Origin of the sequence: Variovorax sp. 350MFTsu5.1 (genome assembly GCF_048302515.1) — a bacterium.
GTDB lineage: Bacteria > Pseudomonadota > Gammaproteobacteria > Burkholderiales > Burkholderiaceae_C > Variovorax > Variovorax guangxiensis.
This window is the reverse complement of record NZ_CP157620.1, coordinates 270,677-292,383: the sequence shown is the minus strand read 5'-3', so window position 1 is coordinate 292,383 and position 21,707 is coordinate 270,677. Positions and strand designations below refer to the sequence as shown.

The 21,707-nt window shown below is 69.5% G+C and carries 21 protein-coding genes; 7 read left to right on the top strand and 14 right to left on the bottom strand.

Annotated features, from left to right (window positions below):
* Window positions 1-27: 27 nt before the first annotated feature.
* Together ABL843_RS01275 and ABL843_RS01270 are read left to right on the top strand one after the other, a co-directional pair.
* Complete coding sequence (locus tag ABL843_RS01275; protein WP_418118713.1) at window positions 28-774, top strand: TetR family transcriptional regulator; 747 nt, start codon at window positions 28-30, stop codon at window positions 772-774.
* A complete protein-coding gene (locus ABL843_RS01270; RefSeq protein ID WP_126022506.1) occupies window positions 729-1,928 on the top strand; it encodes an amidohydrolase family protein in 1,200 nt (399 codons plus the stop codon). Before ABL843_RS01275 ends, ABL843_RS01270 begins: the two co-directional genes overlap by 46 nt.
* Window positions 1,929-1,947: 19 nt before the next feature.
* Here the strand turns inward: ABL843_RS01270 and ABL843_RS01265 are convergent, their stop codons facing one another.
* Genes ABL843_RS01265 through metH form a run of 4 tightly spaced genes read right to left on the bottom strand, consistent with a single transcriptional unit; the run spans window position 1,948 to window position 7,946 of the window.
* Window positions 1,948-2,349, bottom strand: coding sequence for a GtrA family protein (locus ABL843_RS01265; RefSeq protein ID WP_418118712.1), 402 nt, complete (start codon window positions 2,347-2,349; stop codon window positions 1,948-1,950).
* A complete protein-coding gene (locus ABL843_RS01260; RefSeq protein WP_369660066.1) occupies window positions 2,346-3,368 on the bottom strand; it encodes a glycosyltransferase family 2 protein in 1,023 nt (340 codons plus the stop codon). The genes ABL843_RS01265 and ABL843_RS01260 overlap by 4 nt, the downstream gene beginning before the upstream one ends.
* Window positions 3,365-5,179, bottom strand: coding sequence for an ArnT family glycosyltransferase (locus ABL843_RS01255; RefSeq protein WP_418118711.1), 1,815 nt, complete (start codon window positions 5,177-5,179; stop codon window positions 3,365-3,367). Before ABL843_RS01255 ends, ABL843_RS01260 begins: the two co-directional genes overlap by 4 nt.
* A 52-nt stretch (window positions 5,180-5,231) precedes the next feature.
* Window positions 5,232-7,946, bottom strand: a complete 2,715-nt coding sequence (metH, locus tag ABL843_RS01250; RefSeq protein ID WP_418118710.1) for a methionine synthase — start codon at window positions 7,944-7,946, stop codon at window positions 5,232-5,234.
* A gap of 334 nt (window positions 7,947-8,280) precedes the next feature.
* On the opposite strand from metH, the gene ABL843_RS01245 reads away from it, so the two are divergent.
* Together ABL843_RS01245 and ABL843_RS01240 are read left to right on the top strand one after the other, a co-directional pair.
* Complete coding sequence (locus ABL843_RS01245) at window positions 8,281-9,171, top strand: esterase/lipase family protein (protein ID WP_418120428.1); 891 nt, start codon at window positions 8,281-8,283, stop codon at window positions 9,169-9,171.
* A 7-nt stretch (window positions 9,172-9,178) separates the two neighbouring features.
* A complete protein-coding gene (locus ABL843_RS01240) occupies window positions 9,179-10,111 on the top strand; it encodes a lipase secretion chaperone (RefSeq protein ID WP_418118709.1) in 933 nt (310 codons plus the stop codon).
* 21 nt (window positions 10,112-10,132) lie between these two features.
* On the opposite strand, the gene ABL843_RS01235 is transcribed toward ABL843_RS01240, so the two are convergent.
* Window positions 10,133-10,573, bottom strand: a complete 441-nt coding sequence (locus tag ABL843_RS01235) for a PACE efflux transporter (RefSeq protein WP_126022511.1) — start codon at window positions 10,571-10,573, stop codon at window positions 10,133-10,135.
* A 100-nt stretch (window positions 10,574-10,673) separates the two neighbouring features.
* Here ABL843_RS01235 and ABL843_RS01230 point away from each other — a divergent pair, with 100 nt between their 5' ends.
* The 3 genes from ABL843_RS01230 (at window position 10,674) to ABL843_RS01220 (ending at window position 13,406) form a co-directional block, all read left to right on the top strand.
* On the top strand, window positions 10,674-11,615 hold the full coding sequence (locus ABL843_RS01230; RefSeq protein ID WP_126022512.1) for a LysR family transcriptional regulator: 942 nt from the start codon (window positions 10,674-10,676) through the stop codon (window positions 11,613-11,615).
* A gap of 33 nt (window positions 11,616-11,648) precedes the next feature.
* Window positions 11,649-12,266, top strand: a complete 618-nt coding sequence (locus tag ABL843_RS01225; protein WP_126022513.1) for a TetR/AcrR family transcriptional regulator — start codon at window positions 11,649-11,651, stop codon at window positions 12,264-12,266.
* 90 nt (window positions 12,267-12,356) lie between these two features.
* Entirely contained in the window at window positions 12,357-13,406 is a 1,050-nt protein-coding gene (locus ABL843_RS01220; protein ID WP_418118708.1) for an NADP-dependent oxidoreductase, read from the top strand.
* An 11-nt stretch (window positions 13,407-13,417) separates the two neighbouring features.
* Here the strand turns inward: ABL843_RS01220 and ABL843_RS01215 are convergent, their stop codons facing one another.
* The 9 genes from ABL843_RS01215 to ABL843_RS01175 form a co-directional block, all read right to left on the bottom strand.
* Complete coding sequence (locus ABL843_RS01215; protein WP_418118707.1) at window positions 13,418-14,122, bottom strand: SH3 domain-containing protein; 705 nt, start codon at window positions 14,120-14,122, stop codon at window positions 13,418-13,420.
* 74 nt (window positions 14,123-14,196) lie between these two features.
* Window positions 14,197-15,249, bottom strand: a complete 1,053-nt coding sequence (locus ABL843_RS01210; protein WP_418118706.1) for a homocysteine S-methyltransferase family protein — start codon at window positions 15,247-15,249, stop codon at window positions 14,197-14,199.
* A 41-nt stretch (window positions 15,250-15,290) separates the two neighbouring features.
* Window positions 15,291-16,115, bottom strand: coding sequence for an N-formylglutamate deformylase (gene hutG, locus ABL843_RS01205; protein WP_418120427.1), 825 nt, complete (start codon window positions 16,113-16,115; stop codon window positions 15,291-15,293).
* 11 nt (window positions 16,116-16,126) lie between these two features.
* Window positions 16,127-17,512: a formimidoylglutamate deiminase gene (locus ABL843_RS01200; protein ID WP_418118705.1), complete on the bottom strand. Its 1,386-nt coding sequence runs from the start codon at window positions 17,510-17,512 to the stop codon at window positions 16,127-16,129.
* Entirely contained in the window at window positions 17,509-18,735 is a 1,227-nt protein-coding gene (hutI, locus tag ABL843_RS01195; RefSeq protein WP_418118704.1) for an imidazolonepropionase, read from the bottom strand. The genes ABL843_RS01200 and hutI overlap by 4 nt, the downstream gene beginning before the upstream one ends.
* 27 nt (window positions 18,736-18,762) lie before the next feature.
* Window positions 18,763-19,329 carry a HutD family protein gene (locus tag ABL843_RS01190; protein ID WP_418120426.1) on the bottom strand — a complete coding sequence of 189 codons (567 nt, stop codon included), beginning with the start codon at window positions 19,327-19,329 and terminating at the stop codon, window positions 18,763-18,765.
* A 5-nt stretch (window positions 19,330-19,334) separates the two neighbouring features.
* Window positions 19,335-20,003: an amino acid ABC transporter permease gene (locus tag ABL843_RS01185; protein WP_418118703.1), complete on the bottom strand. Its 669-nt coding sequence runs from the start codon at window positions 20,001-20,003 to the stop codon at window positions 19,335-19,337.
* Between the two features lie 7 nt (window positions 20,004-20,010).
* A complete protein-coding gene (locus ABL843_RS01180) occupies window positions 20,011-20,763 on the bottom strand; it encodes a transporter substrate-binding domain-containing protein (protein WP_418118702.1) in 753 nt (250 codons plus the stop codon).
* Between the two features lie 65 nt (window positions 20,764-20,828).
* Window positions 20,829-21,560, bottom strand: coding sequence for an IclR family transcriptional regulator (locus ABL843_RS01175; protein WP_126022522.1), 732 nt, complete (start codon window positions 21,558-21,560; stop codon window positions 20,829-20,831).
* Window positions 21,561-21,707 lie beyond the last annotated feature (147 nt).

Below are 21,707 nucleotides of genomic sequence, written 5' to 3'. Positions count from 1 at the left end.
CCGCCTCGCCCTTCATTCCGGCCGCTGATGGAACGCAAGGCAGTCACCAAGCCGCAGCGCCGCACGGGCGTGCGCGAGGCGGCTGCCCAGGCCACGCGCGACAGCATCCTGAAGGCCGCGACCAAGGTCTTCGCCAGGTACGGCTACGACGGCGGCAGCGTGGAGAAGATCTCCAAGGCCGCGAAGTCGTACGACCGGATGATCTACTACTACTTCGGCAGCAAGGAAGGCCTCTTCATCGCAGTGCTCGAAGGCATCTACCAGCGCATGGACGACGCCGAGGCCGCCATCGCGCTCGACGCCTCGCGGCCGGTGGACGCGCTCACCGAAGTCATCCGCTTCGTGCTGGGCTATTACCGCAAGAATCCCGAGTTCGTCACGCTGCTGAACACCGAGAACCTGCACAAGGGCCGGCACATTTCGAAGTCGCTGCGCGCACGCGAATACTCGTCGCGCGCGGTGGCGATCATCGAGGAGATCCTGGCGAGCGGCGCCGCGCAGGGCCTGTTCCGCAAGGACCTGGTGGCGCGCGACATCTACCTGCTGATTGCCTCCACCGGCTACTTCTACACCTCCAACCGGCACACGCTCACCGCCTTCCTCGGCGAGCCGCTGGAGTCGCCCGAGGCGATCACGCACTGGGAAGACTTCGTGATCGAGACCGTGCTGCGTACCGTGCGCGCGGACGAAGTGCAAGACAACACCCCACCCCACGAGGAAAACACGAAATGGCAGAAATCGCAGCCGGCGGCAAGTCGGGCAAGGTCGTCATAAGGAACATCGGGCTGCTGCTCTCGGGCGACATCGACAAGCCCATCCTCGATGCCGACACCATCGTCGTGAACGACGGCCTGATCGTCGCGATCGGCAAGGAAAAGGACTGCGACCTCGAAGGCGCCGTCACCGTCATCGACGCGAAGAAGACCTGCGTGGCGCCCGGCCTGATCGACAGCCACGTGCACCCGGTGTTCGGCGACTGGACCCCGCGCCAGGGCCAGCTCGGCTGGATCGACTCCACCATGCACGGCGGCGTGACCACCATGATTTCCGCCGGCGAGGTGCACCTGCCCGGCCGCCCCAAGGACATCGTCGGCCTGAAGGCCCTGGCCATCACCGCGCAGCGCGCCTTCGACAACTTCCGCCCCGGCGGCGTGAAGGTGCTGGCAGGCGCGCCCGTCATCGAGAAGGGCATGGTCGAGAGCGACTTCAAGGAACTCGCCGAGGCCGGCGTGGGCCTGCTCGGCGAAGTGGGCCTGGGCTCGGTCAAGGCCGGCTACGAGGCCAAGGAGATGGTGGCCTGGGCGCGCAAGTACGGCATCCAGAGCACCATCCACACTGGGGGCCCGTCCATTCCCGGCTCGGGGCTGATCGACAAGGACGTGGTGCTCGAGGCCGACGCCGACGTCATCGGCCACATCAACGGCGGCCACACCTCGCTGCCCGAGGCGCACGTGTGCGAGCTCTGCGAGAAGAGCTCGCGCGCCATCGAGATCGTGCACAACGGCAACGAGAAGGTCGCCATCGCGGCGGCGAAGGCCGCGCTGGAGCTCAAGTGCCCGCACCGCGTGATCCTCGGCACCGACGGCCCGGCAGGCTCGGGCGTCCAGCCGCTGGGCATCCTGCGCATGGTGGCGATGCTGTCGTCCATCGCGAACATCCCGGCCGAGCTGGTGTTCTGCTTCGCGACGGGCAACACCGCGAAGATCCGCAAGCTCAACTGCGGCCTCGTCGAGGTGGGCCGTGCCGCCGACTTCGTCTTCATGGACCGCGCGCAACATTCGCCCGCGCCGGGCCTGCTCGAGAGCGTGCAGCTGGGCGACATCCCGGGCGTGGGCATGGTGATGATCGACGGCATCGTGCGCTGCGGCCGCAGCCGCAACACGCCGCCGGCAACGGAGATTCCGGTCGTCGTCTCGGGCGCGCACTGAGCGCGCCGCACCGCCGGCCTCAGCCGTTGCGGTGAGACCGGAAGACGAGATAGCGCGCCGACAGGAAGTTGGCGCTCATGCCCGCGAGGCTGCCCAGCGCCACGCCGAGCGCCGCGGCCCAGCGGCCTTCCACCCAGTGCAGCGTGAGCACGTAGGCACCGTAGTTGAGCACCGCGCCCGCGGTCATGGTCGCGAGATAGCCCAGGTATTCGCGCCAGATGGAACGGCCGGCCGCCGCGCTGGCCGCGAAGGTGTAGCGGCGGTTGAAGGCCCAGGTGGTGGTCGCCGCCGCAAAGAACGACACCACGCGCGCCGCGTACCAGCCCAGCAGCGGCGCCAGCAGGTACAGCACCACCACGTCGACCACGAGCCCAATCACGCCGACGGCGGCGAAGACGAGGAACTCGCGGCCTATCTTCATCGTGGGCCGGCCGCCAAGCCGCGCGACACCCGTTCGCGCACGCTCGGAATCGCGAGGTAGCTCAGCCGCTTGGCCTCACGTCGGCCCAAGGTGATGGCTTGCATGATGACGCCGCACACGAAGGACAGCATCGCCGCCAGCATCGCCCCGGTGGCCAGCACCGCGGTGGGCAAGCGGGGCACCAGCCCGGTCTGCACGTAGGTCATGAAGACCGGCACGACCAGCGCGACCGACATCAGCGCCAGCAGCGCGCCGATGATCGAAAAGAACTGCAGCGGCCGTTCGCTCACGAACAGCTTGCAGATGGTCTTGAGGATGCGCCAGCCGTCGCGGTAGGTCGAGAGCTTGCTCACCGAGCCTTCGGGACGCGTGCTGTAGGCGGTGGCTTCCTCCGCATAGGGCATGCGCAGTTCGAGCGCGTGCACGGTGAGCTCGGTCTCCGTCTCGAAGCCCCGCGACAGCGCCGGGAACGACTTGGCATAGCGCCGCGAGAACACGCGATAGCCCGAGAGCATGTCGGTGAGCCCGCCGCCGAAGAGCTGCGCCACCGCGCCCGTGAGCATGCGGTTGCCGAAGCGGTGGCCCGCGCGGTAGGTGTGCACGTCCTGGCCGTCGTCCACGCGGCTGCCGACCACCATGTCGAGGTTGTCGTTCACCAGACGTTCGACGAGGCGCGGCGCGGCGCCCGCGTCGTAGGTGGCGTCGCCGTCGGTCATCACGTACACGTCGGCGTCGACGTCGGCGAACATGCGCCGCACCACGTTGCCCTTGCCTCGCAGGGCCACGTGGGTGACGGTGGCGCCGGCCGCGCGCGCCACGGCGGCCGTGTCGTCGCTGGAGTTGTTGTCGAAAACGTGGATGTCGGCTTCCGGCAGCGCGGCGCGAAAGCCCCGAACCACCTGTTCGATGGCCAGCGCCTCGTTGTAGCAGGGGATGACCACGGCGACGCGCAGGCCGCGGCCGCCGCTGCCTCCGAGGCCTTGCCGGGTACTGGTGGAGATGTCTGCCGCGTCGTTCATGGTGCGACGGGAAGGATACGGTAGACGCGGCTGCCGTCCTTCTGGTATTCCACGGCGAAGTACTTGTCGAAGTCGATGCGCGCGGTGAAGACCGGCACCACCGAGTCGGGCAGCACGATGGCAACGAAGCCCATGCCCGAGAGCTTGCGCGCGAGATCGCCGCCCGACAGGCGCCCGAAGTCGGTGTAGCGCCAGGGCCCGAGGGTGTCGCCCCAGATGGGGTTGGGGCCGTAGTAGATCGCCTCGTTCAGCGCGATCTGGTAGACACGGCCCTTGGCGTTGCGCCGCAGGTAGTCCATGGCCGCGTAGCCCGGCACGTGCTTGCGCAGCACGGCTTCACGGGCCTCCGGCGTGGTGGCGATCAGCGCGACCTTGGTGGCCGTCTGGCGCACGGAAACCGCGGCCAGCACCGCCAGCAGCAGCACGATCGCCCAGTCGCCCACGCGGGCCGGGGTACGCGCGGTGACGGCGGCGGGCGGAACGTCGGCTGCCGCCCCCTTGCCCCCGGCCAAGCGGCGAAAGCCCGCGGCGATCCAGCCGAACACCACCTGCCAGCCGATGGCCGCGATGGCCGCCAGCAGCGGGAACGAGGCCGTCAGGTAGCGCGGATAGCGCGAGGTCGCGACCCAGACGATCACCGAGTACAGGCAGAACCAGCCGGCCGCGCGCACCGCCGCGGAGCGCTTCCACAGCGGGCTGAACGGCGCGAAGAACACCGACCACAGCAGCGCGTTGGGCAGCTCGGCATGCACGCGCACGTCGGCCACCTGCTGCACGTAGTCGGCCGGCGTCCATTCGGTGAAGCCGAACACGCGCGCGCCGATGGGGTTGAAGGGGTCGCCGGTCATGATGGCGTTGCGTGCGTACCAGTACACGCAGGGAATCAGGAAGCAGGCGAACATCAGCGCCCAGGCCTTGAGGCTGCGCTCGTGGCGGAAGACGAAGGGCGCCACCAGCGGCAGGAAGACCAGCGCCTGGTACTTCGAGCCCGCGGCCACGCCCAGGCAGAAGGCCGCCAGGCCGAGCCAGCGGATGCCACCGTGCACAGGCTTGCCGATCTCGGACTCGCGCCACCACCACAGCGCCACGCAGGCCGAGAGCACGAAGAGCGCAACGCCCATGTCGATCAGCGCGTTGGAGTAGTCGCCGAGCCCCAGCCAGATGGCCGCGCCGATGCACGCGGTGAGCCGGCCGGCATGCAGCATGCCCAGGCGGTAGACCATGACCACCGACAGCGCTCCGGCCAGGCCGTTCAGGAAGTGCGGCAGCACGTCGTCGCCCAGCTGCAGCGCACCGGCATACAGCAGGTTGTAGTTGTACGGGAACCAGGGGTAGCGCAGCCAGTCGTGGATGCCCAGCGAGCCTTGCTCGGCGACCTGCCGCGCATAGGGCAGGTGGTACATCAGCTCGTCGAAGGCAATGGGCGGCGCGAGCGGGGCGGCCAGCGCGGGCAGCACGACCAGCGCCAGCGCGATCGCCGCGACGCGCTCGACGTAGCTCCACGGCGCCGCGGGCGGGTTCGCGAGCAACAGCGTGCGCCGCTCGCGCAGCCATGAGGGCAGCTGGAGCGCCGCGGCTGCCACGCCCACGGCGACGATCGCCGCGGTCGCGCCAGGCCTGAAGGCTCCGAAGATGGCCAGGGCCTGGAAGGCGCAGATGAAGATTCCCACGCCCAGGGCCACGGCCATGGCGGCTTCGAGCCCCGCGTCGCGGCGCGGGGGAGGCGCGAGGCGGCCCAGCAGCGCGCGTCCATAGCCCCAGCAGCCCGTCACGAAAATCGCCAGGGCCGCGTAGTGCGCGGCTGCAAACATCAGCTTCTGAATAACGACTCCCGGTGCCGGCCGGCCGCGCCGGCCGGCAGGTTCAAAGGTTGGGCGCGAGCAGGCGTTCGAGGTCGGCTTCGCTTTCCTTGCGCCGCGCGGCCTGGTCCTGTAACTGGTCGTGTCCGATCTTGCCGACGTTGAAGTACGTCGAATCGGGGTGGCTCAGGTAGAACCCGCTCACGCTGGCGGCGGGCATCATAGCGAGGCTTTCCGTCAGGCTCATGCCAATGTCCGCGCAGTTCAGAAGGTCGAACATGGGCTTCTTCACGCTGTGGTCGGGGCAGGCCGGGTAGCCGGGCGCGGGGCGGATGCCGCGGTACTTCTCCGCGATCATCTCGTCGTTGCTCAGGCTCTCGTCGCTCGCGTAGCCCCACAGGTCGGTGCGCACGCGATGGTGCAGCGCCTCGGCGAAGGCCTCGGCCAGCCGGTCGGCAAGGGCCTTGAGCATGATGGCGGAGTAGTCGTCGAGGTCGTCGACGAAGTACTTCTCCTTCTTCTCCACGCCCAGGCCTGCGGTCACGGCGAACATGCCGACGTAGTCCTTCACGCCGCTGTCCCTGGGCGCGACGAAGTCGGCCAGGCAGCGGCTCGGGCGCATCACGCCGTCGATCTCGTGCTTCTCGGTCTGCTGGCGCATGCCGTACCAGGTGAGCGCCACCTCGCTGCGCGATTCGTCGGTGTAGAGCTCGATGTCGTCGTCGTTCACGGTGTTGGCGGGCCAGAAGCCCACCACGCCGCTCGCGCTGAGCCAGCGGCCCTCGATGAGGCGCTTGAGCATGCGCTGGCCGTCGGCATATACGCGCACGGCCTCGGTGCCGACGATCTCGTCCTTCAGGATGGCCGGGAACGGGCCGGCGAGGTCCCAGGTCTGGAAGAACGGGCCCCAGTCGATGTACTTCGCGAGCTCGGTGAGGTCGAAGTTCCTGAACACGCGCCGGCCGATGAACTTCGGCACCGGCGGCAGGTAGCTGGCGAAATCGACGGGCGTCTTGTTGGCGCGCGCCTTGGCCAGCGGCCACAGCGGCACCTGCTTCTTGTTGGCGTGCTGCTCGCGCACCTTGACGTAGTCGGCGTTGATCTCCTCGATGTACGCGGCCGCCTGGTCGCTCAGCAGGCTCTGCGCCACGCTCACGCTGCGCGAGGCGTCGGGCACGTAGACCACCGGCCCCTCGTAGTGCGGCGCGATCTTCACGGCCGTGTGCACGCGGCTGGTGGTGGCGCCGCCGATCAAGAGGGGGATCTTGCGGATGCGGAAGTGGTCGTCCTTCTGCATCTCGCCGGCCACGTACTGCATTTCTTCGAGGCTCGGCGTGATGAGGCCCGACAGGCCCACGATGTCCGCGCCCTCGACCTTCGCCTTCGCGAGGATCTCGTGGCACGGGACCATCACGCCCATGTTCACCACTTCGAAGTTGTTGCACTGGAGCACGACGGTGACGATGTTCTTGCCGATGTCGTGCACGTCGCCCTTCACGGTGGCGATGATGATCTTGCCCTTGGAGCGCACGTCGCGCCCGGCCGCCTCGTCCTGGCGCTTCTCTTCCTCGATATAGGGAATGAGGTGCGCCACGGCCTGCTTCATCACGCGGGCCGACTTCACCACCTGCGGCAGGAACATCTTGCCCTGCCCGAACAGGTCGCCGACCACGTTCATGCCGTCCATCAGCGGACCTTCGATCACGTGCAGCGGACGGCCGCCCCTCGCGAGGATCGCGCGGTAGGCCTCTTCGGTGTCTTCGGTGATGAACTCGGTGATGCCGTGCACCAGCGCGTGCGACAGGCGCTGCGCCACCGGCACGGGCTGCTCGGGCGTGCCGCGCCATTCGAGCTTCTTGCTGTCGTCCTTGGCCGCGCCCTTGGCGCTCTCGGCGATCTCGACCAGGCGCTCGCCGGCGTCGGGGCGGCGGTTGAGCACCACGTCCTCCACGCGCTCGCGCAGATTCGGCTCGACCTCGTCGTACACGCCGACCATGCCGGCATTGACGATGCCCATGTCCATGCCCGCCTTGATCGCGTGGTACAGGAACACGGTGTGGATCGCCTCGCGCACCGGGTCGTTGCCGCGGAAGCTGAAGCTCACGTTCGACACGCCGCCCGACACCTTCGCGCCCGGCAGGTTCTGCTTGATCCAGCGCGTGGCCTCGATGAAGTCGACCGCGTAGTTGTCATGCTCCTCGATGCCGGTGGCGATGGCGAAGATGTTCGGGTCGAAGATGATGTCCTCGGGCGGGAAGCCCACCTCGTCCACCAGGATGCGGTAGGCGCGCTCGCAGATCTCGATCTTGCGCGCGTAGGTGTCGGCCTGGCCCTTCTCGTCGAAGGCCATCACCACGGCGGCGGCGCCGTAGCGCTTCACCAGCTTGGCTTCGTGCTTGAACTTGTCGACGCCTTCCTTCATGGAGATCGAGTTGACGATGCCCTTGCCCTGGATGCAGCGCAGGCCCGCCTCGATGACCTCCCACTTCGAGCTGTCGACCATCACCGGCACGCGCGCGATGTCGGGCTCGCTGGCGATGAGGTTGAGAAAGCGCACCATCGCGGCCTTGCTGTCGAGCATGGCCTCGTCCATGTTCACGTCGATCACCTGCGCACCGTTCTCGACCTGCTGGCGTGCCACCGCCAGCGCTTCTTCGAACTGGCCGTTGAGGATCATGCGCGCGAAGGCCTTGGAGCCCGTGACGTTGGTGCGCTCGCCGATGTTGACGAACAGCGTGCCTTCGCCGATGGAGACCGGCTCCAGGCCTGAAAGCTTCATGGGAGGCGGCATTGGGGAAGACATGGTTGGACTCGGAGGCAAAAGCGGTTATTCGTGCGCGGGTTGGGGGAGTCTATCGCCCTCCCATACGCCGCAGGAGCTGCAGGAGTAAGTCCGAATCATGAAAGGGAAAGTCCGGATCGATCCGACCCGGTCGGTTTCGCAGAATGAAAAGTGCACGCTCGTTCGTTTTTGCGTGCCCCCACCCTACCAACCGACACAGGGAGTTCCGATGATTCGAATGAAGAGGAATGCGGCTTCGAGGACCGAGGCGACGGGCAGCAAACAGGGCGGCGCGGCCCGGCGGGCGGGCGGCGCGCTGCTGGTGTGCGGCATGCTGGCGCTCGCGCCCCTGGCGCAGACGGCACAAGCGGCCAACACCAGCGCGCAGACGGCCTATCCGATCGTGCTGGTGCACGGCATGCTGGGTTTCGACACCATCGCCGGCATCGACTACTGGTACGGCATTCCGGGCGAGCTGCGCGCGCAGGGCGCGAAGGTCTTCGTCGCCGAGGTGGCGGCCACCAACAGCAGCGAGGTGCGCGGCGAGCAGTTGCTCAAGCAGGTCAAGGACGTGCTGGCGCTGACCGGCGCGAGCAAGGTCAACCTGATCGGCCATTCGCACGGCGGCCCCACGGCGCGCTACGTCTCGGGCGTGGCGCCGCAGCTGGTGGCCTCCGTCACCACAGTGGGCAGCCCGCACAAGGGCAGCAAGGTGGCCGACGTGCTCGGCAACACGCTGCCGGACGGCAGCATCAGTCGCGCCGTGGTGGTGAGCGTGGTCAACGCGTTCTCCAGCCTCATCGGCATTCTTTCGGGCAACAACACGCCGCAGAACGGGCTGGGTGCGCTGGATTCGCTCAACACCGTCGGCTCGGCGAAGTTCAACGCCAAGTTCCCCGACGGCGTGCCCACCAGCGCCTGCGGCAACGGCACCGAGCTGGTCAACGGGGTGCGCTACTTCTCCTGGTCGGGCACCCAGCCGCTGACCAACGTGTTCGACGCCTCCGACTACGCGCTGTCGCTGACGAGCGTGGTGCACGGCGAGCCCAACGACGGGCTCGCATCGGCCTGCAGCTCGCACCTGGGCACGTACCTCGGCAGCTACAGGCAGAACCACCTGGACGAGGTCAACCAGATGCTCGGCCTGCGCGACCTTTTCTCGGTGAGCCCGGTGACGCTGTACGTGAACCAGGCGGCGAGACTGAAGCAACTCGGCCTCTGAGGAGACGATGCCCCGCAAGCTCCTGCTGCCGCTCGCGGCGGCCGCGGCGGTGCTGGCCGCGGGCACCGCGTGGTGGCTGGCCGGCGGCGAGGGGGCTCCGGCTCCCGCGGTCGTATCGGCAGCCCTGCCGGCCACCTCGTCGGACCTTCCCGATGTCTCCAGATCCGCGCCAGACGCAAGCCCCCACGCCCCCGATCCGCTGCTGACGCCCGCCCTGCTGCGCACCTTCGAGCAGATGCTCGACGGCAGCCAGGCTCGCGACAAGGAAGGCCTGATGGCCGAGATGCGCGCCAGGATCGACAGGTACCTGCCGCCCGAATGGCGCGTGCGCGCGCTCGGCCTGCTGGAGCGCTACATCGACTACCGCAACGCGCTGGAGGCGCTGCCGGCAGCCAACATCGGCGACCCGGCGGGGCTGCGCCGGATCCTCGATGCGCGCGCCGGCATCCGCTCGCGCTACTTCGCGCCCGAGGAAGTCGAGGGCCTGTTCGCCGCCGACGAGAAGTTCGACCGCTTCAGCGTCGAGAAGCTGGAGATCGAGCGCAACGGCAGCCTCACCGCCCAGCAGAAGCGCCAGGCGCTGGCGAAGACCGAGGAGACATGGCTCACGCCGGAGCAGCGCGCCGATCGCGTCGCCTCCGTCGCGCAACTGGCCGTGGGCGAGCAGACCGCCGCACTGGAAGCACGCGGCGCCAGTCCGCAGGAGCGTTTCGAGGAGCGCTCCAAGCAGTATGGCTACGAGGCGGCGCAGCGTCTCGCGACGCTCGACCGGCAGGAGCAGGACTGGCAGAGCCGCCTGTCGCGCTACGCCGCGGCCGACGAAGCCGCGCGGGCACAGCTGCAGGCGGAACTCTTCACGCCGCAGGAGGCGCTGCGACTGCAGGCCGCGCTCGAGATGCGGGCGGCCGAGCAAAAGAAAAAGGCGGCCACGCCGCCTTGATCGTCTCTGCCCGGGCGGCCCTCAGGCCGCCACCGGCACCTTCGCCGCGGCCGAAGCCGGCAGGCCGAACACGCGATCGAAGGCCCAGTTGAAGACGAAGGTGTAGACCAGGAAGAACACCACCAGCCCCAGGTCCATCACCAGCGCCTGCCAGAGCGTGACGCCCAGGCCCCAGGCGAACATCGGCACCAGGAAGGCGATCAGGCCTCCCTCGAAGCCGATGGCGTGCGCGATGCGGCGGCGCAGGCTGCGTCCGCGCACGACCTGGCGCGACTCCCAGCGCTCGAAGAGCGAGTTGAAGACCAGGTTCCAGATCACCGCGATGACCGAGGCCGCCACCGCCATCGCGCCCGAATGGCCCAGGCCGGCATCCGTCATCAGGGCCAGGCCCGCGCTGGCGGCCACGATGGCGATGCCTTCGTAGAGGCTGATGTAGACGATGCGACGCTGAATCCCTTGCATGGCTTTCTCTCTGTGTTCGTTGATGCGATGACTGGACTTTATTTGTCCCGGGCTGATATAAAAAGTTAACTTGTTTCAGTTTTATTGAAAGATCGGCGCCATGGCCTTTTCCAGCGACAACGTCGAAGTCTTCCTGGCCGTGATTGACCACGGCTCCTTCTCTGCCGCCGCGCGGGCGCTGCGCCGGGTGCCGTCGGCGGTGAGCATGGCTGTCGCCAACCTCGAGGCCGAGCTCGACCTGCAGCTGTTCGACCGCAGCGGCCGCGAGCCCCAGCCCACGGCCGCAGCGCGCTCGCTGGAGCCGCAGGCGCGGCTGCTGGCGGCCCAGCTGAAGCAGCTTCAGGTTCAAGCGCTGGCGCTCACGCAGGGACTGGAAGACCGGCTCACGCTGGCCATCGCGCCCGAACTGCTGGCCGCACCGTGGACCGGCCCGCTGTCGGAACTGGCGCGGGAGCATCCGCTGCTGCAGGTGGAGGTGCTGGCCGCCCCACAGGCCGACGCGCTGGCGCTGCTGCACAGCGGGCGGGCGCAGCTGGCACTGGTCTTCGAGCGACCCAGCCTCGACGGGCGCGAAGGCTTCCAGGAAGTCGGCAGCGAGCTCATGGTGGCGGTGATGGCGCCCGACCATCCCGTGCTCGCCGCCAACGGCGGCCGGCTGCGCGAGGACCACCTGACCAACACCCGCCAGATCGTCGTGGCCGGGCGCGACCTCGCCACCAGCGACCCGCGCTTCGTGTTCGCACGCCACGTCTGGCGCTCCGACAACGCGCTGGCCGCGCTGAGCCTGATCACCGCCGGGCTGGGCTGGGGCTGGCTGCCGCGCAACTTCGCGCGGCCGCATGTGGCGGCGGGTGCGCTGGTCGAGATTCCGTTCGAGAACCTCAGCAACGGGCTCGACCTGTGGGTGGACGTAGTGTGGTCACGTGAGCGCCCACTCGGCCTGGGAGCCCAGCATTTCGTGAATCTGATCGCCAAGGGGCGGGCCGCGGCGGGCGAATGCAGCCCCAAAGTCAGCTGCGACACCACTGGCTCACAAGACTAGACGACTGGTCTAATTGCCGCTAGAGTGCGGCCCATGAACGCCGCAGCCGCACCCATCACCGACGTCCGCCAGCACATCCTCGACGTGGCCCATCCGCTGCTGCTGCGAAAGGGTTTCACCGGCGTCGGGCTGGCCGAGGTGCTGGCGGCGGCGAAGGTGCCGAAAGGCTCGTTCTATCACTACTTCGGCTCCAAGGAAGTCTTCGGCGAGGCGGTGCTGGAGGCCTACTTCAGCGAGTACCTCGGGCGCACCGACGCCCTGCTGACCGAGGGATCCGGCACCGCCGCCCAGCGCCTGATCGCCTACTTCGACGACTGGCTCGACTCCCAGACCGGCGAGGAGGCGCAGAGCCGCTGCCTCGTCGTCAAGCTTGGCGCCGAGGTCTGCGACCTGTCCGAGAGCATGCGCGCGGCGCTGGCGCGCGGCACCCGCGGCATCACCGACCGGCTCGCCGGCTGCATCGAGGCCGGCCGGGCCGACGGCTCGATCAAGGCGATGCCGCAGGGGCAGGACGCCCAGGGCGTCGCCGTCGCGCTCTACCAGCGCTGGCTCGGCGCCAGCCTGCTGGCCAAGATCACGCGCGACCGCTCGTCGCTGGACGCGGCGATGCGCGACACCCGGCAGCAGTTGGGCCTGTCTTCGGACCACTGAAGGAAATCACCCGGCGGGAGGCGAACGCGCTCCCGCTTTTTTTCGCCCACGCACTAGACGACTGGTCTATTAACCAAGGAGCCACGCCCCATGTCCCAGAACAGCAACGCCGTCGATACCGTCAACCGCCGCATCGTCCTCGCCGCCCGGCCGCGCGGCCTGCCGACGCCGGAGAACTTCCGGCTGGAGGAAGCCGCCGTCCCCGTGCCCGGCGAGGGCCAGGTGCTGCTGCGCACGCTGCACCTGTCGCTCGATCCGTACATGCGCCAGTTGATGGACGAGGTGCCGCCGCTCTATGCGCCCGCCTCGGTGCAAGTGGGCGAGCCGATGCCGGGCGGCACGGTCAGCCGCGTCGTCGACTCGCGCAACGCGCAGTTCAGCCCCGGCGATCTCGTGCTCGGCAACGCCGGCTGGCAGGACTACGCGCTGTCCGACGGCCAGGACCTGATGCCGCTGGGCCGGATGGCGCAGCCCTCGCTGGCGCTCGGCGGGCTCGGCATGCCGGCCTTCACCGCGCACGTCGGCCTGCTCGACATCGGCCAGCCCAAGCCGGGCGAGACGGTGGTGGTGGCGGCCGCGACCGGCGCCGTCGGCTCGGTGGTCGGGCAGATCGCCAGGCTCAAGGGCGCGCGCGTGGTCGGCATCGCGGGCGGTGCGGACAAGTGCCGCCACGCAGTCGAGGTGCTGGGCTTCGACGCCTGCATCGACCGCCACGACCCGGCGTTCGCAGCGCGCCTCGCGGCCGCCTGCCCCACGGGCATCGACGTCTACTTCGAGAACGTCGGAGGCGAGGTGTTCGACGCGGTGCTGCCGCTGCTCAACATCGGCGCGCGCGTGCCGGTGTGCGGGCACATCGCCGACTACAACAGCGAGGCACTGCCCCCGGGCCCGAACCGGCTGCCGCTGCTGACGGCGGCGCTGCTGCAGAAGCGCATCCGCATGCAGGGCTTCGTCATCCTCGACCACTATGGCGAGCGCTTCGATGCGTTCCGGCGCGAGATGGACGAGTGGGTCGAGGCCGGCAGGATCACGCTGCGCGAGGACCGCATCGACGGCCTGGAGAACGCGCCGGACGCGTTCATCGGCCTGCTTCAGGGCCGCAACTTCGGCAAGCGCGTGGTGCGCGTCGCGGAAGCCTGAGGCACCGGCCCTCAGTGCCGGTGCCCGCCGCCGTGACCTCCGCCATGGTCACCGCCACGGCCTCCCCCACGATGCCCACCGCCCCCTCCGGGATGCGGATGCGGCTTGCCCGGCGGCGGCCCGGGCCGGAAACCCGCCTGCGGCCGTGGCGGCCTGATTCCCGGGTCCACCGGCGGACGGATGCCCGGCGCGGGCGGTGGCCTGAAGCCCGGCGCGGGTGGCCGCAACCCCGGCCCCGGCTGCCACGGATGCGGTTGCCATCCGGGCCGTACCGGCGGCGGCGGACGCCAGCCCGCCACGGGCGGAGGCGGCCGGCCGCCCCACCAGCGCCGGTCGCCGTACCAGGGCCTGTCGCGGTAGTAGTCGGCCCAGTAGCTGCCGATGGCGAAGTCGATGATCGGCACGCCGATCAGCGCGCCGTACGTGGCCAGCGGCACGCGCTGCTCCTGGTAGGCGTAATCGAGGTTGCGCGCCCAGATCCAGCCGCGCCCGCCGTCGGGCAGCACCACGTCGCACCAGCCGTAGCCGCTGGTGCAGCCCACCACTTCGAGCGGCTGGCCGGGCCCGAGCCGCGCCACCAGCGGATAGTCGCCCGAAGGCCCCGCGCGCAGGTTGACCGCGCCGCGCGTGAAGGCCTGCTGCGCCTGCGCGGCGAGCGGCAGCGCCAGGGCCAGCGCGCCGACGGCGGCCCAGCGCCAGGTGAGTGATGAGTTCATGGCAAGGCTCCTTGCGCCCCAGCGTAGGCCGGGGGCTGGGGCCCGTCAATCGGCCGCGGACGCGGCCGGAGCGCTCAAGCTGCCTCTTTGTAGAAGCCGGCGTTGTTGGTGCCCAGCACCCGGCCGGCCATCGGCGCGACCGCCTTGCCGATCGCCGCGATGTGGTCCGGCGTGGTGCCGCAGCAGCCGCCCACGATGTTTACCAGCCCCTCGGAGGCGAACTCGTGCAGCAGGCGCGAGGTGACCTCGGGCGTCTCGTCGAAGCCGGTGTCGCTCATCGGGTTGGGCAGGCCGGCGTTCGGGTAGCAGCTGATGAAGGTGTCGCCGGCCACGCGCGCCAGCTCCTGGATGTAGGGGCGCATCAGCGCCGCGCCCAGCGCGCAGTTCAGGCCGATGGCCAGCGGCTGCGAATGGCGCACGCTGTGCCAGAAGGCGGTAACGGTCTGGCCGCTGAGGATGCGGCCCGAGGCATCGGTCACCGTGCCGCTGATGATGAGCGGCAGGCGCTGCCCGCTGTTGTCGAAGTACTCGTCGACCGCGAACAGCGCGGCCTTGGCATTGAGCGTGTCGAAGATGGTCTCGACCAGGATCACGTCGGCGCCGCCCTCGACCAGCGCCTCGGTCTGCTCGTAGTAGGCAGCGCGCAGTTCCTCGAAGTTGACGTTGCGCGCGCCCGGGTCGTTCACGTCGGGGCTGATGCTCGCCGTCTTGGGCGTCGGGCCGAGGGCGCCGGCCACGAAGCGCGGCTTGTCGGGCGTGCTGAACTTGTCGCAGGCCGCGCGCGCCAGCTTGGCCGATTCGAGATTCATCTCGCGCGCGAGGTGCGCCATCTTGTAGTCCTCCTGCGCGATGGTGGTCGCGCCGAAGGTGTTGGTCTCGATGAGGTCGGCGCCCGCCGCGAGGTAGCCCTCGTGGATGTCGCGGATCACGTCGGGCCGCGTGAGCGAGAGCAGCTCGTTGTTGCCCCTCACGTCGCGCTCGAAGTCCTTGAAGCGCTCGCCGCGGTACTGCTCCTCCGTCAGCTTGAAGCGCTGGATCATCGTGCCCATGGCGCCGTCGAGGATGGCGATGCGCTGGGCGAGGATGCCGGGCAGGGCCTGGCCGCGGGTGTAGGTGACGGGCTTCATAGACCCCCGATTGTAGGAAGGGGGCCTGCCCCTGCCCGCGGTCAGCCCTTTGCGCGGCCTTCCACGAACGCGAGCACCGCCTCGATCATCCGCCGCACGTGCGGCTGCACGCCCGCCGCCACCTCGGGCAGGTAGTCGAAGGGCAGCTTCTCCTGCATGTAGCTCGACTGGGTCATCTCCAGCTGCACCGCGTGCACGTTCTGTGCGGGGTTGCCGTAGTTGCGCGTGATGTAGCCGCCGGTGAAGCGGCCGTTGAGCACGCCCGTGTAGCCGGTGGCGCTTTCGGCGATGCCCAGCAGCGTCTGCGCCAGCGCCGGGTCGCAGCTGATGCCCTTGCCGGTGCCCAGGTTCAGGTCGGGCAGCTTGCCGTCGAAGAAGCGCGGCAGCACCGAGCGGATGGAGTGCGCGTCCCACAGCGCGGCCACGCCGTGGTGCGCGCGGATGCGGGCGAGCTCCTCGGCGAGCTTGGCGTGGTAGGGCTGCCAGATGGCGTCGCGGCGCTCGGCGACTTCGGCATCGCCCGGCACGTCGGCGGCGTCGGCGTACAGCGGCGTGTCGTCGAAGGTGTCGACCGGGCACAGGCCCGTCACGCTCTGGCCGGGGTAGAGGCTCGCGCCGTCCGGCGGACGGTTCAGGTCGATCACGTAGCGCGAGTGCGTCGCCACCAGCACAGAGGCGCCGAGCTCGTCGGCGAAGTCGTAGAGCCGCTCGAGGTGCCAGTCGGTGTCGGGCACATGGCGCGCCTCTTCGGTGAGGCGTGCGGCGAGCGCCGGCGGCACGTGGGTGCCGACGTGCGGCATCGAGATCAGCAACGGGCGCGTGCCCTGGCGGAAGCGGAAAGGAGGTTCGGCGGTGGTGAAGGCCATGGTGGGGTCGATCAATCCTGTAGCAGTTGGGTGCGCGCGGCCACGAAGGCGGTGGCGGCTTCGTCGTGCAGCGCGTGGCGCCCGGCCGAGACGCGCGGCCGGCCCGCGACCCAGACGCCCTCGATGGCCGAGGTGCGATGGCTCGCGAAGACGTGGGCGGAAAGCATATCGGGCGCGGGCAGGCCCTGCAGCGCGATGTGCGAGGCATCGAGCACCGCGAAGTCGGCCTGCTGCCCCGCCGCGAGGCCGGCCGTGGCGCGGCCCGAGGCCCGCGCCCCGCCCTGCACCGCCTCCAGCGTCAGCGCGCTGGCCACATGCAGCTGCGCCGCGCTGGCGCCGACGTTGCGCTGGCGCCGGGCCAGGCGCTGGCTGTATTCGAGCATCAGCAGCTCTTCCGCTGCGTTCACGCTGGCGTGGCTGTCGGAACCCACGCCCCATGCGCCGCCGTGGCTGCGCCACTTGGCGAAGTCGAAGATGCCGTCGCCCAGGTTGGCCTCGGTGGTCGGGCACAGGCCCGCCACGGCGCCGCTGCGGGCCGCGTATTCGTACTCGGCGTCGTTCATGTGCGTGGCGTGCACCAGGCACCAGCGCTCGTCCACCGGGGCGTGGTCGAGCAGCCATTCGACGGGGCGCAGGCCGCTCCAGGCCACGCAGTCGTCCACTTCCTTGGTCTGCTCGGCAATGTGGATGTGGATGGGCGCCGCGCGGTCGATGGCTTCGAGCCCCGCGATGGCATCGCGCAGGCCTTCCGGCGGAACGGCGCGCAACGAGTGCGGCGCCAGGCCCAGGCGCGCACCCTGCGCATCGCACTGCGGCTTGAGCGTTTCGAGCAGGCGCAGCATCGATTCGGTGGAACGGACGAAGCGCCGCTGCCCTTCGGTGGGCGGCTGCTCGCCGAAGCCGCCGGTCTGGTAGAGCACCGGCAGCAGCGTGAAGCCGATGCCCACCTTCTTCGCCGCGCGCAGCAGCGCGAGGCTCAGTGTGGCGTCGTCGGCATAGGGGCGGCCGTCCACGTCGTGGTGCACGTACTGGAACTCGCACACACCGGTGTAGCCCGCTTCGAGCATCTCGGCATAGAGCCAGGTCGCGATGGCTTCCATGTGCTGCGGGCCCAGGCGCGCGGCAAAGCGGTACATCAGCGTGCGCCAGCTCCAGAAGCTGTCGTGCTGCTCGGCGCGGTGTTCCGTGAGGCCCGCGAAGGCGCGCTGGAAGGCGTGCGAATGCAGGTTGGGCATGCCGGGGATCACGGGGCCACTGGCGGCCGCCGTATCGACGGGCCGCTGCGCGCCGGCCTGCGCCTGCGTGAGCCGGCCCGCGTCGTCCCACGCCAGCAGCACGTTGCGGGCCCAGCCTTCGGGCAGCAGCGCGTCGGCAGCGAAAAGGGTGTTTGTCGTCATGCGTTGGCTCCAATGGCGATGCACCCTTGCCGCACCACCGTGCGCACGGGCTGCTGTCCGAACCAGTAGGCGAGCTCGGCCGCTTCGCGCACGTTCCACAGCACGAAGTTGGCGGGCATGCCGGGCGCTATGGCGCCGTGCGTGTCCTGCAGGCCCAGCGCGCGTGCCGCGTGCACGGTGACGCCGTCGAGCGCCTCGGGCACCGTGAGGCGGAACAGCGTGCAGGCCATGTTCACCATCAGCAGCAGGCTCAGCGCGGGCGAGGTGCCGGGGTTGTGGTCGGTCGACACCGCCATCGGCACGCCCGCGGCGCGCAGCGCGGCGATGGGCGGCAGGTGCGTGTCGCGCAGCGTGTAGTAGGCGCCCGGCAGCAGCACGGCCACGGTGCCGGATCTGCGCATCGCCGCGATGCCCTCGGCCGACAGGTGCTCGATGTGGTCGCACGAGAGCGCGCCGTAGCTCGCGGCCAATGCGGCGCCGCCCATGTCAGAGAGCTGCTCCGCATGCAGCTTCACCGGCAGGCCCAGCGCCTTCGCGGCCTTGAAGACCTGCTCGGTCTCGGCGAGCGAGAAGGCGATGCGCTCGCAGAACACGTCCACCGCGTCGACCAGGCCTTCGGCCGCGAGCGCGGGCAGCATCTCGTTGCACACGAGATCGATGTACTCACCGCTGCGGCCCGCGTACTCGGGCGGCAGCGCATGCGCGCCGAGAAAAGTGGTGCGCACCGTCACGCCGTAGGCCTCGCCCAGGCGCCGCGCCACGCGCAGCTGCTTGCGCTCGTGCTCCAGCGAGAGGCCGTAGCCCGACTTGATCTCGATGGCGCACACGCCGTCGGCCAGCAGCTGTTCGAGCCGGGCGGCGGCCTGCGCTAACAGCGTGTCCTCGTCGGCCTCGCGCGTGGCGCGCACCGACGAGACGATGCCGCCGCCGGCCTTCGCCACTTCTTCATACGTGGCGCCCGCGAGCCGCATCGCGAACTCGTTGGCGCGCTGGCCGCCGTAGACGAGGTGCGTGTGGCAATCGACCAGCCCCGGGGTGACGAGCGCACCGCCGCCATCGTGCGGCACGAGCCCGGCGAATTCAGCCGGCAGCGCGCTTCGGGCGCCGACCCAGCGGACCGCGCCCTGCTCCACCACGATGGCGGCTTCCACGCCCGCATCGGCGGCAAGGCGGATGCCGGTCCAGAGGCCGTCGGCCGAGGGAAATTCGTTGACGGGTTTCATCGTTGTTCCTGTTGTTGCGTCGGCGGCTCAGGCCGGCAGGATGCGCACCGCGAGCAGCCGTGCGCCGGCGCTCTCGGGCAGCGCCTGCCAGCCGCGCGCGGCATCGGCCCACTGCAGGCCTTCGCCCTCGCCGCAGGCTTCGTCGTCCAGGCGCCACGCACCGCGCAGCGCCAGCAGCACGCCGTGCGGCGCGGACTCGATGGCCGTGGCGCCGTCCAGCACGCGAACTTCGGCACGCCACTGGCCACGCCGCGTCATCACGTTGAAGTCGTTCGAGGCGCCGCCGAGCAAGGTGCAGTCGATGGGCTCGTCGCCGCTGAAGGCGAAGGGCTGCAGCGGAGCGTCGAGCCGGTGTTCGATGCGCCCGTCGTGCGTGAAGAGCCGCACGCCGTCGCCTTCGAGCAGCGTGATGCTGCGGTCCACGCCCGCGAACACCGAGAACGGCCCCGCCGCCGCGATGGTGGCGATGCTCACGCGCCAGCCGAAGCTGTCGAGCCCCGCGCCCTGCGGCCAGCTGGCGATCTCCTGCGTGGTGCCGCCGCCGTTCTTCCACGGCGTGGCGGGCAGCGAGGCGCGCGAGAAGCGACGAAGCATGCCCGTCATCGCACCATCCCGCCCTGGCGCAGTCGCTGTTCGAAATGCCGCAGCACCAGCGTCATCGTGCCGGTGAGCACGAAGTACACGACCGCGATGGCCAGGTACACCTCCAGCGAGCGGTACGACACGCTGATGATCTTCTGCCCCTCGTGCATCACGTCGTGGATGGTCAGCAACGACACCAGCGCCGAGTTCTTGATGAGCGCGATGAACTCGTTGCCCAGCGGCGGAATCATGCGCACCACCGCCTGCGGCAGCACGATGTGGCGCATCGCGAGGCCGGGCGTCATGCCCAGCGACTGCGCCGCCATGGTCTGGCCCTTGTCGATCGACTGGATCGCGCCGCGCACGATCTCCGACACGTAGGCGCCCGAATACACGCCGAGCCCCAGCACGCCGCACACGAAGGCCGGCAGCAGGATGCCGAAGTGCGGCAGGCCGAAGAACAGGATGAACAGCTGCACCAGCAGCGGCGTGCCGCGAATGGCCGCGACATAGGCGGTGCAGATGCCGTAGAGCCAGCGCCGCTTCGGGTTCAGCCGGCCGATGCCGACCATCAGGCCCAGCACGCAGCCCAGCGCCAGCGCGCAGGCGGTGATTTCCACCGTGACCAGCGCGCCGCGCAGCAGGTCGTGCCAGCCTTCCCAGACGGGCGAGAAATCGAGATCCATGGCGGGCTTACTTGGCAGCCGTGCTGAACCACTTCTTGACGATCTGGTCGTAGGTGCCGTCGGCCTTGAGCTTCTCGATGGCACCGTTCACCGCCTTGGTCAGCTCGGGCGTGTCCTTGCGGATGGCCATGCCGTATTCCTCGGTGGTGATCTGCTCGGGCAGCACCTTCAGGCCGCCGCGCGTGCGCACGTACTGGTAGGCGGCGGGCTTGCCTGTCACGGCGGCGTCGGCGCGGCCGATGTCGACGAGGTTGAACATCTCCTGGTTCTTCTCGACTTCCATCAGCTGCACCTGCGGGAATTTCTCCTTCGTGAAGCTCACCGACTTGGTGCCCACCTGCACGCTGACCTTCTTGCCGTTGATGTCGGCCGGCGTCTTGATGGCCGTGTTGCCGTCCTTCACCATCACCACGAGGCCGCCCGCGTAATAGGGCACGGTGAAGTCGACCACCTTCTTGCGCTCGTCGGTGATGTAGATGCCAGAGACGGCCATGTCGAAGCGCTTGGAGATCAGGCCCGGCACGAGGCCCTTGAAGTCGATGTCGATCCACTCGATCTTTCGGCCCAGCGTCTTGCCGATGGCCTCGACCAGTTCCACGTCGAAGCCGGTGCGCTTGCCGTTCTCCACGAACTCCATCGGCGGGAAGGTGGCGTCGGTGGCCACGCGCAGCGGCTCGCCCTGCGCATGCGCGGCACCCGCGAAACCGAAGATGGCAAGGCCGGAGAGTGCGGCGGCGACGATGGAACGGCGGGTGTTCATGGCGATGGGCTTTCGTGGTGTGAGTGGAGGTGGGAGGGAAAGAAAAGAAAGAAGAGCCGGCGTGGCTACTGCAGCGCCCGCGAGATGCGCGCCGCCGTGACGACGGTCATGTGCAGCAATGCAGCTTCCATGCCCTCGACGCGCGTGAGCGGTGCCATCAGCGTGATTGCGCCGCGCAGGCGGCGGCCCGGGGCCAGCACCGGCGCGCTCGCGCCCCACACGCCGGCGTCGACCTCGCCGTGGGTCACGGCATGGCCGGCTTCGCGGATGGCGTCGAGTTCGGCGGCGCGCTCGGCGCGGCGCTCGGGGCTTTCGCCGAGGCCGTCGAGCAGGGCGTCGCGCTGGTCGATCGGCATGTGGGCCAGCAGGCACTTGGCGCTGGCGCCGTCGCGCGCGGGCACGCTGCGGCCGCGGTCGAAGGAGCAGCGCAGCGACTGCTCGCTGTCGATCATCTCCAGGCACACGACGCGCTCGTTGACGGCCGTGACCAGCGCCACGCTCTCGTGCGACTGCTGTGCCAGCGCGCGCATGTCGGCGCGAGCCGCGATCACGAGGTCGGAGTTGCCGTCGAAGCCGGTGGCCAGCTGCACGCTGACCGGGCCTGGCGAGTAGCGGCCGTCGGACTCCATCACGAAGCCCCAGCGGCGCAAGGTGGCGATCTGCCGGTACAGCGTGCTTTGCGAGAGGCCCGTGGCCCGCACCAGCTCGGCCGCCGTCATCGACGCCTTGCTCTGCGCCAGCACCGACAGCACGAAGAGCGCGCGGTCGTTGGCGGGGGCGTCGGTCGGGGTCGTCATGCGGTCGATCGGATGAATGGAACCGGCGTGCAGTATCTTGCCCGCCGTTCCCACTTCCAAGCCCGTATTCCCATCGAGTGGGAATGGGCCTGCTTTTTCTTTCTACCTTCGGCTTAAGGTGCCGCCGTTCTTCGCGGCGGCGCCCGC

Bases quoted from the DNA above. Each gene is read 5' to 3' on its own strand.
- ABL843_RS01275 (WP_418118713.1), top strand. From the start codon at position 28: ATGGAACGCAAGGCAGTCACCAAGCCGCAGCGCCGCACGGGCGTGCGC.
- ABL843_RS01270 (WP_126022506.1), top strand. From the start codon at position 729: ATGGCAGAAATCGCAGCCGGCGGCAAGTCGGGCAAGGTCGTCATAAGG.
- ABL843_RS01265 (WP_418118712.1), bottom strand. From the start codon at position 2,349: ATGAAGATAGGCCGCGAGTTCCTCGTCTTCGCCGCCGTCGGCGTGATT.
- ABL843_RS01260 (WP_369660066.1), bottom strand. From the start codon at position 3,368: ATGAACGACGCGGCAGACATCTCCACCAGTACCCGGCAAGGCCTCGGA.
- ABL843_RS01255 (WP_418118711.1), bottom strand. From the start codon at position 5,179: ATGTTTGCAGCCGCGCACTACGCGGCCCTGGCGATTTTCGTGACGGGC.
- metH (WP_418118710.1), bottom strand. From the start codon at position 7,946: ATGAAGCTTTCAGGCCTGGAGCCGGTCTCCATCGGCGAAGGCACGCTG.
- ABL843_RS01245 (WP_418120428.1), top strand. From the start codon at position 8,281: ATGCTGGCGCTCGCGCCCCTGGCGCAGACGGCACAAGCGGCCAACACC.
- ABL843_RS01240 (WP_418118709.1), top strand. From the start codon at position 9,179: ATGCCCCGCAAGCTCCTGCTGCCGCTCGCGGCGGCCGCGGCGGTGCTG.
- ABL843_RS01235 (WP_126022511.1), bottom strand. From the start codon at position 10,573: ATGCAAGGGATTCAGCGTCGCATCGTCTACATCAGCCTCTACGAAGGC.
- ABL843_RS01230 (WP_126022512.1), top strand. From the start codon at position 10,674: ATGGCCTTTTCCAGCGACAACGTCGAAGTCTTCCTGGCCGTGATTGAC.
- ABL843_RS01225 (WP_126022513.1), top strand. From the start codon at position 11,649: ATGAACGCCGCAGCCGCACCCATCACCGACGTCCGCCAGCACATCCTC.
- ABL843_RS01220 (WP_418118708.1), top strand. From the start codon at position 12,357: ATGTCCCAGAACAGCAACGCCGTCGATACCGTCAACCGCCGCATCGTC.
- ABL843_RS01215 (WP_418118707.1), bottom strand. From the start codon at position 14,122: ATGAACTCATCACTCACCTGGCGCTGGGCCGCCGTCGGCGCGCTGGCC.
- ABL843_RS01210 (WP_418118706.1), bottom strand. From the start codon at position 15,249: ATGAAGCCCGTCACCTACACCCGCGGCCAGGCCCTGCCCGGCATCCTC.
- hutG (WP_418120427.1), bottom strand. From the start codon at position 16,115: ATGGCCTTCACCACCGCCGAACCTCCTTTCCGCTTCCGCCAGGGCACG.
- ABL843_RS01200 (WP_418118705.1), bottom strand. From the start codon at position 17,512: ATGACGACAAACACCCTTTTCGCTGCCGACGCGCTGCTGCCCGAAGGC.
- hutI (WP_418118704.1), bottom strand. From the start codon at position 18,735: ATGAAACCCGTCAACGAATTTCCCTCGGCCGACGGCCTCTGGACCGGC.
- ABL843_RS01190 (WP_418120426.1), bottom strand. From the start codon at position 19,329: ATGCTTCGTCGCTTCTCGCGCGCCTCGCTGCCCGCCACGCCGTGGAAG.
- ABL843_RS01185 (WP_418118703.1), bottom strand. From the start codon at position 20,003: ATGGATCTCGATTTCTCGCCCGTCTGGGAAGGCTGGCACGACCTGCTG.
- ABL843_RS01180 (WP_418118702.1), bottom strand. From the start codon at position 20,763: ATGAACACCCGCCGTTCCATCGTCGCCGCCGCACTCTCCGGCCTTGCC.
- ABL843_RS01175 (WP_126022522.1), bottom strand. From the start codon at position 21,560: ATGACGACCCCGACCGACGCCCCCGCCAACGACCGCGCGCTCTTCGTG.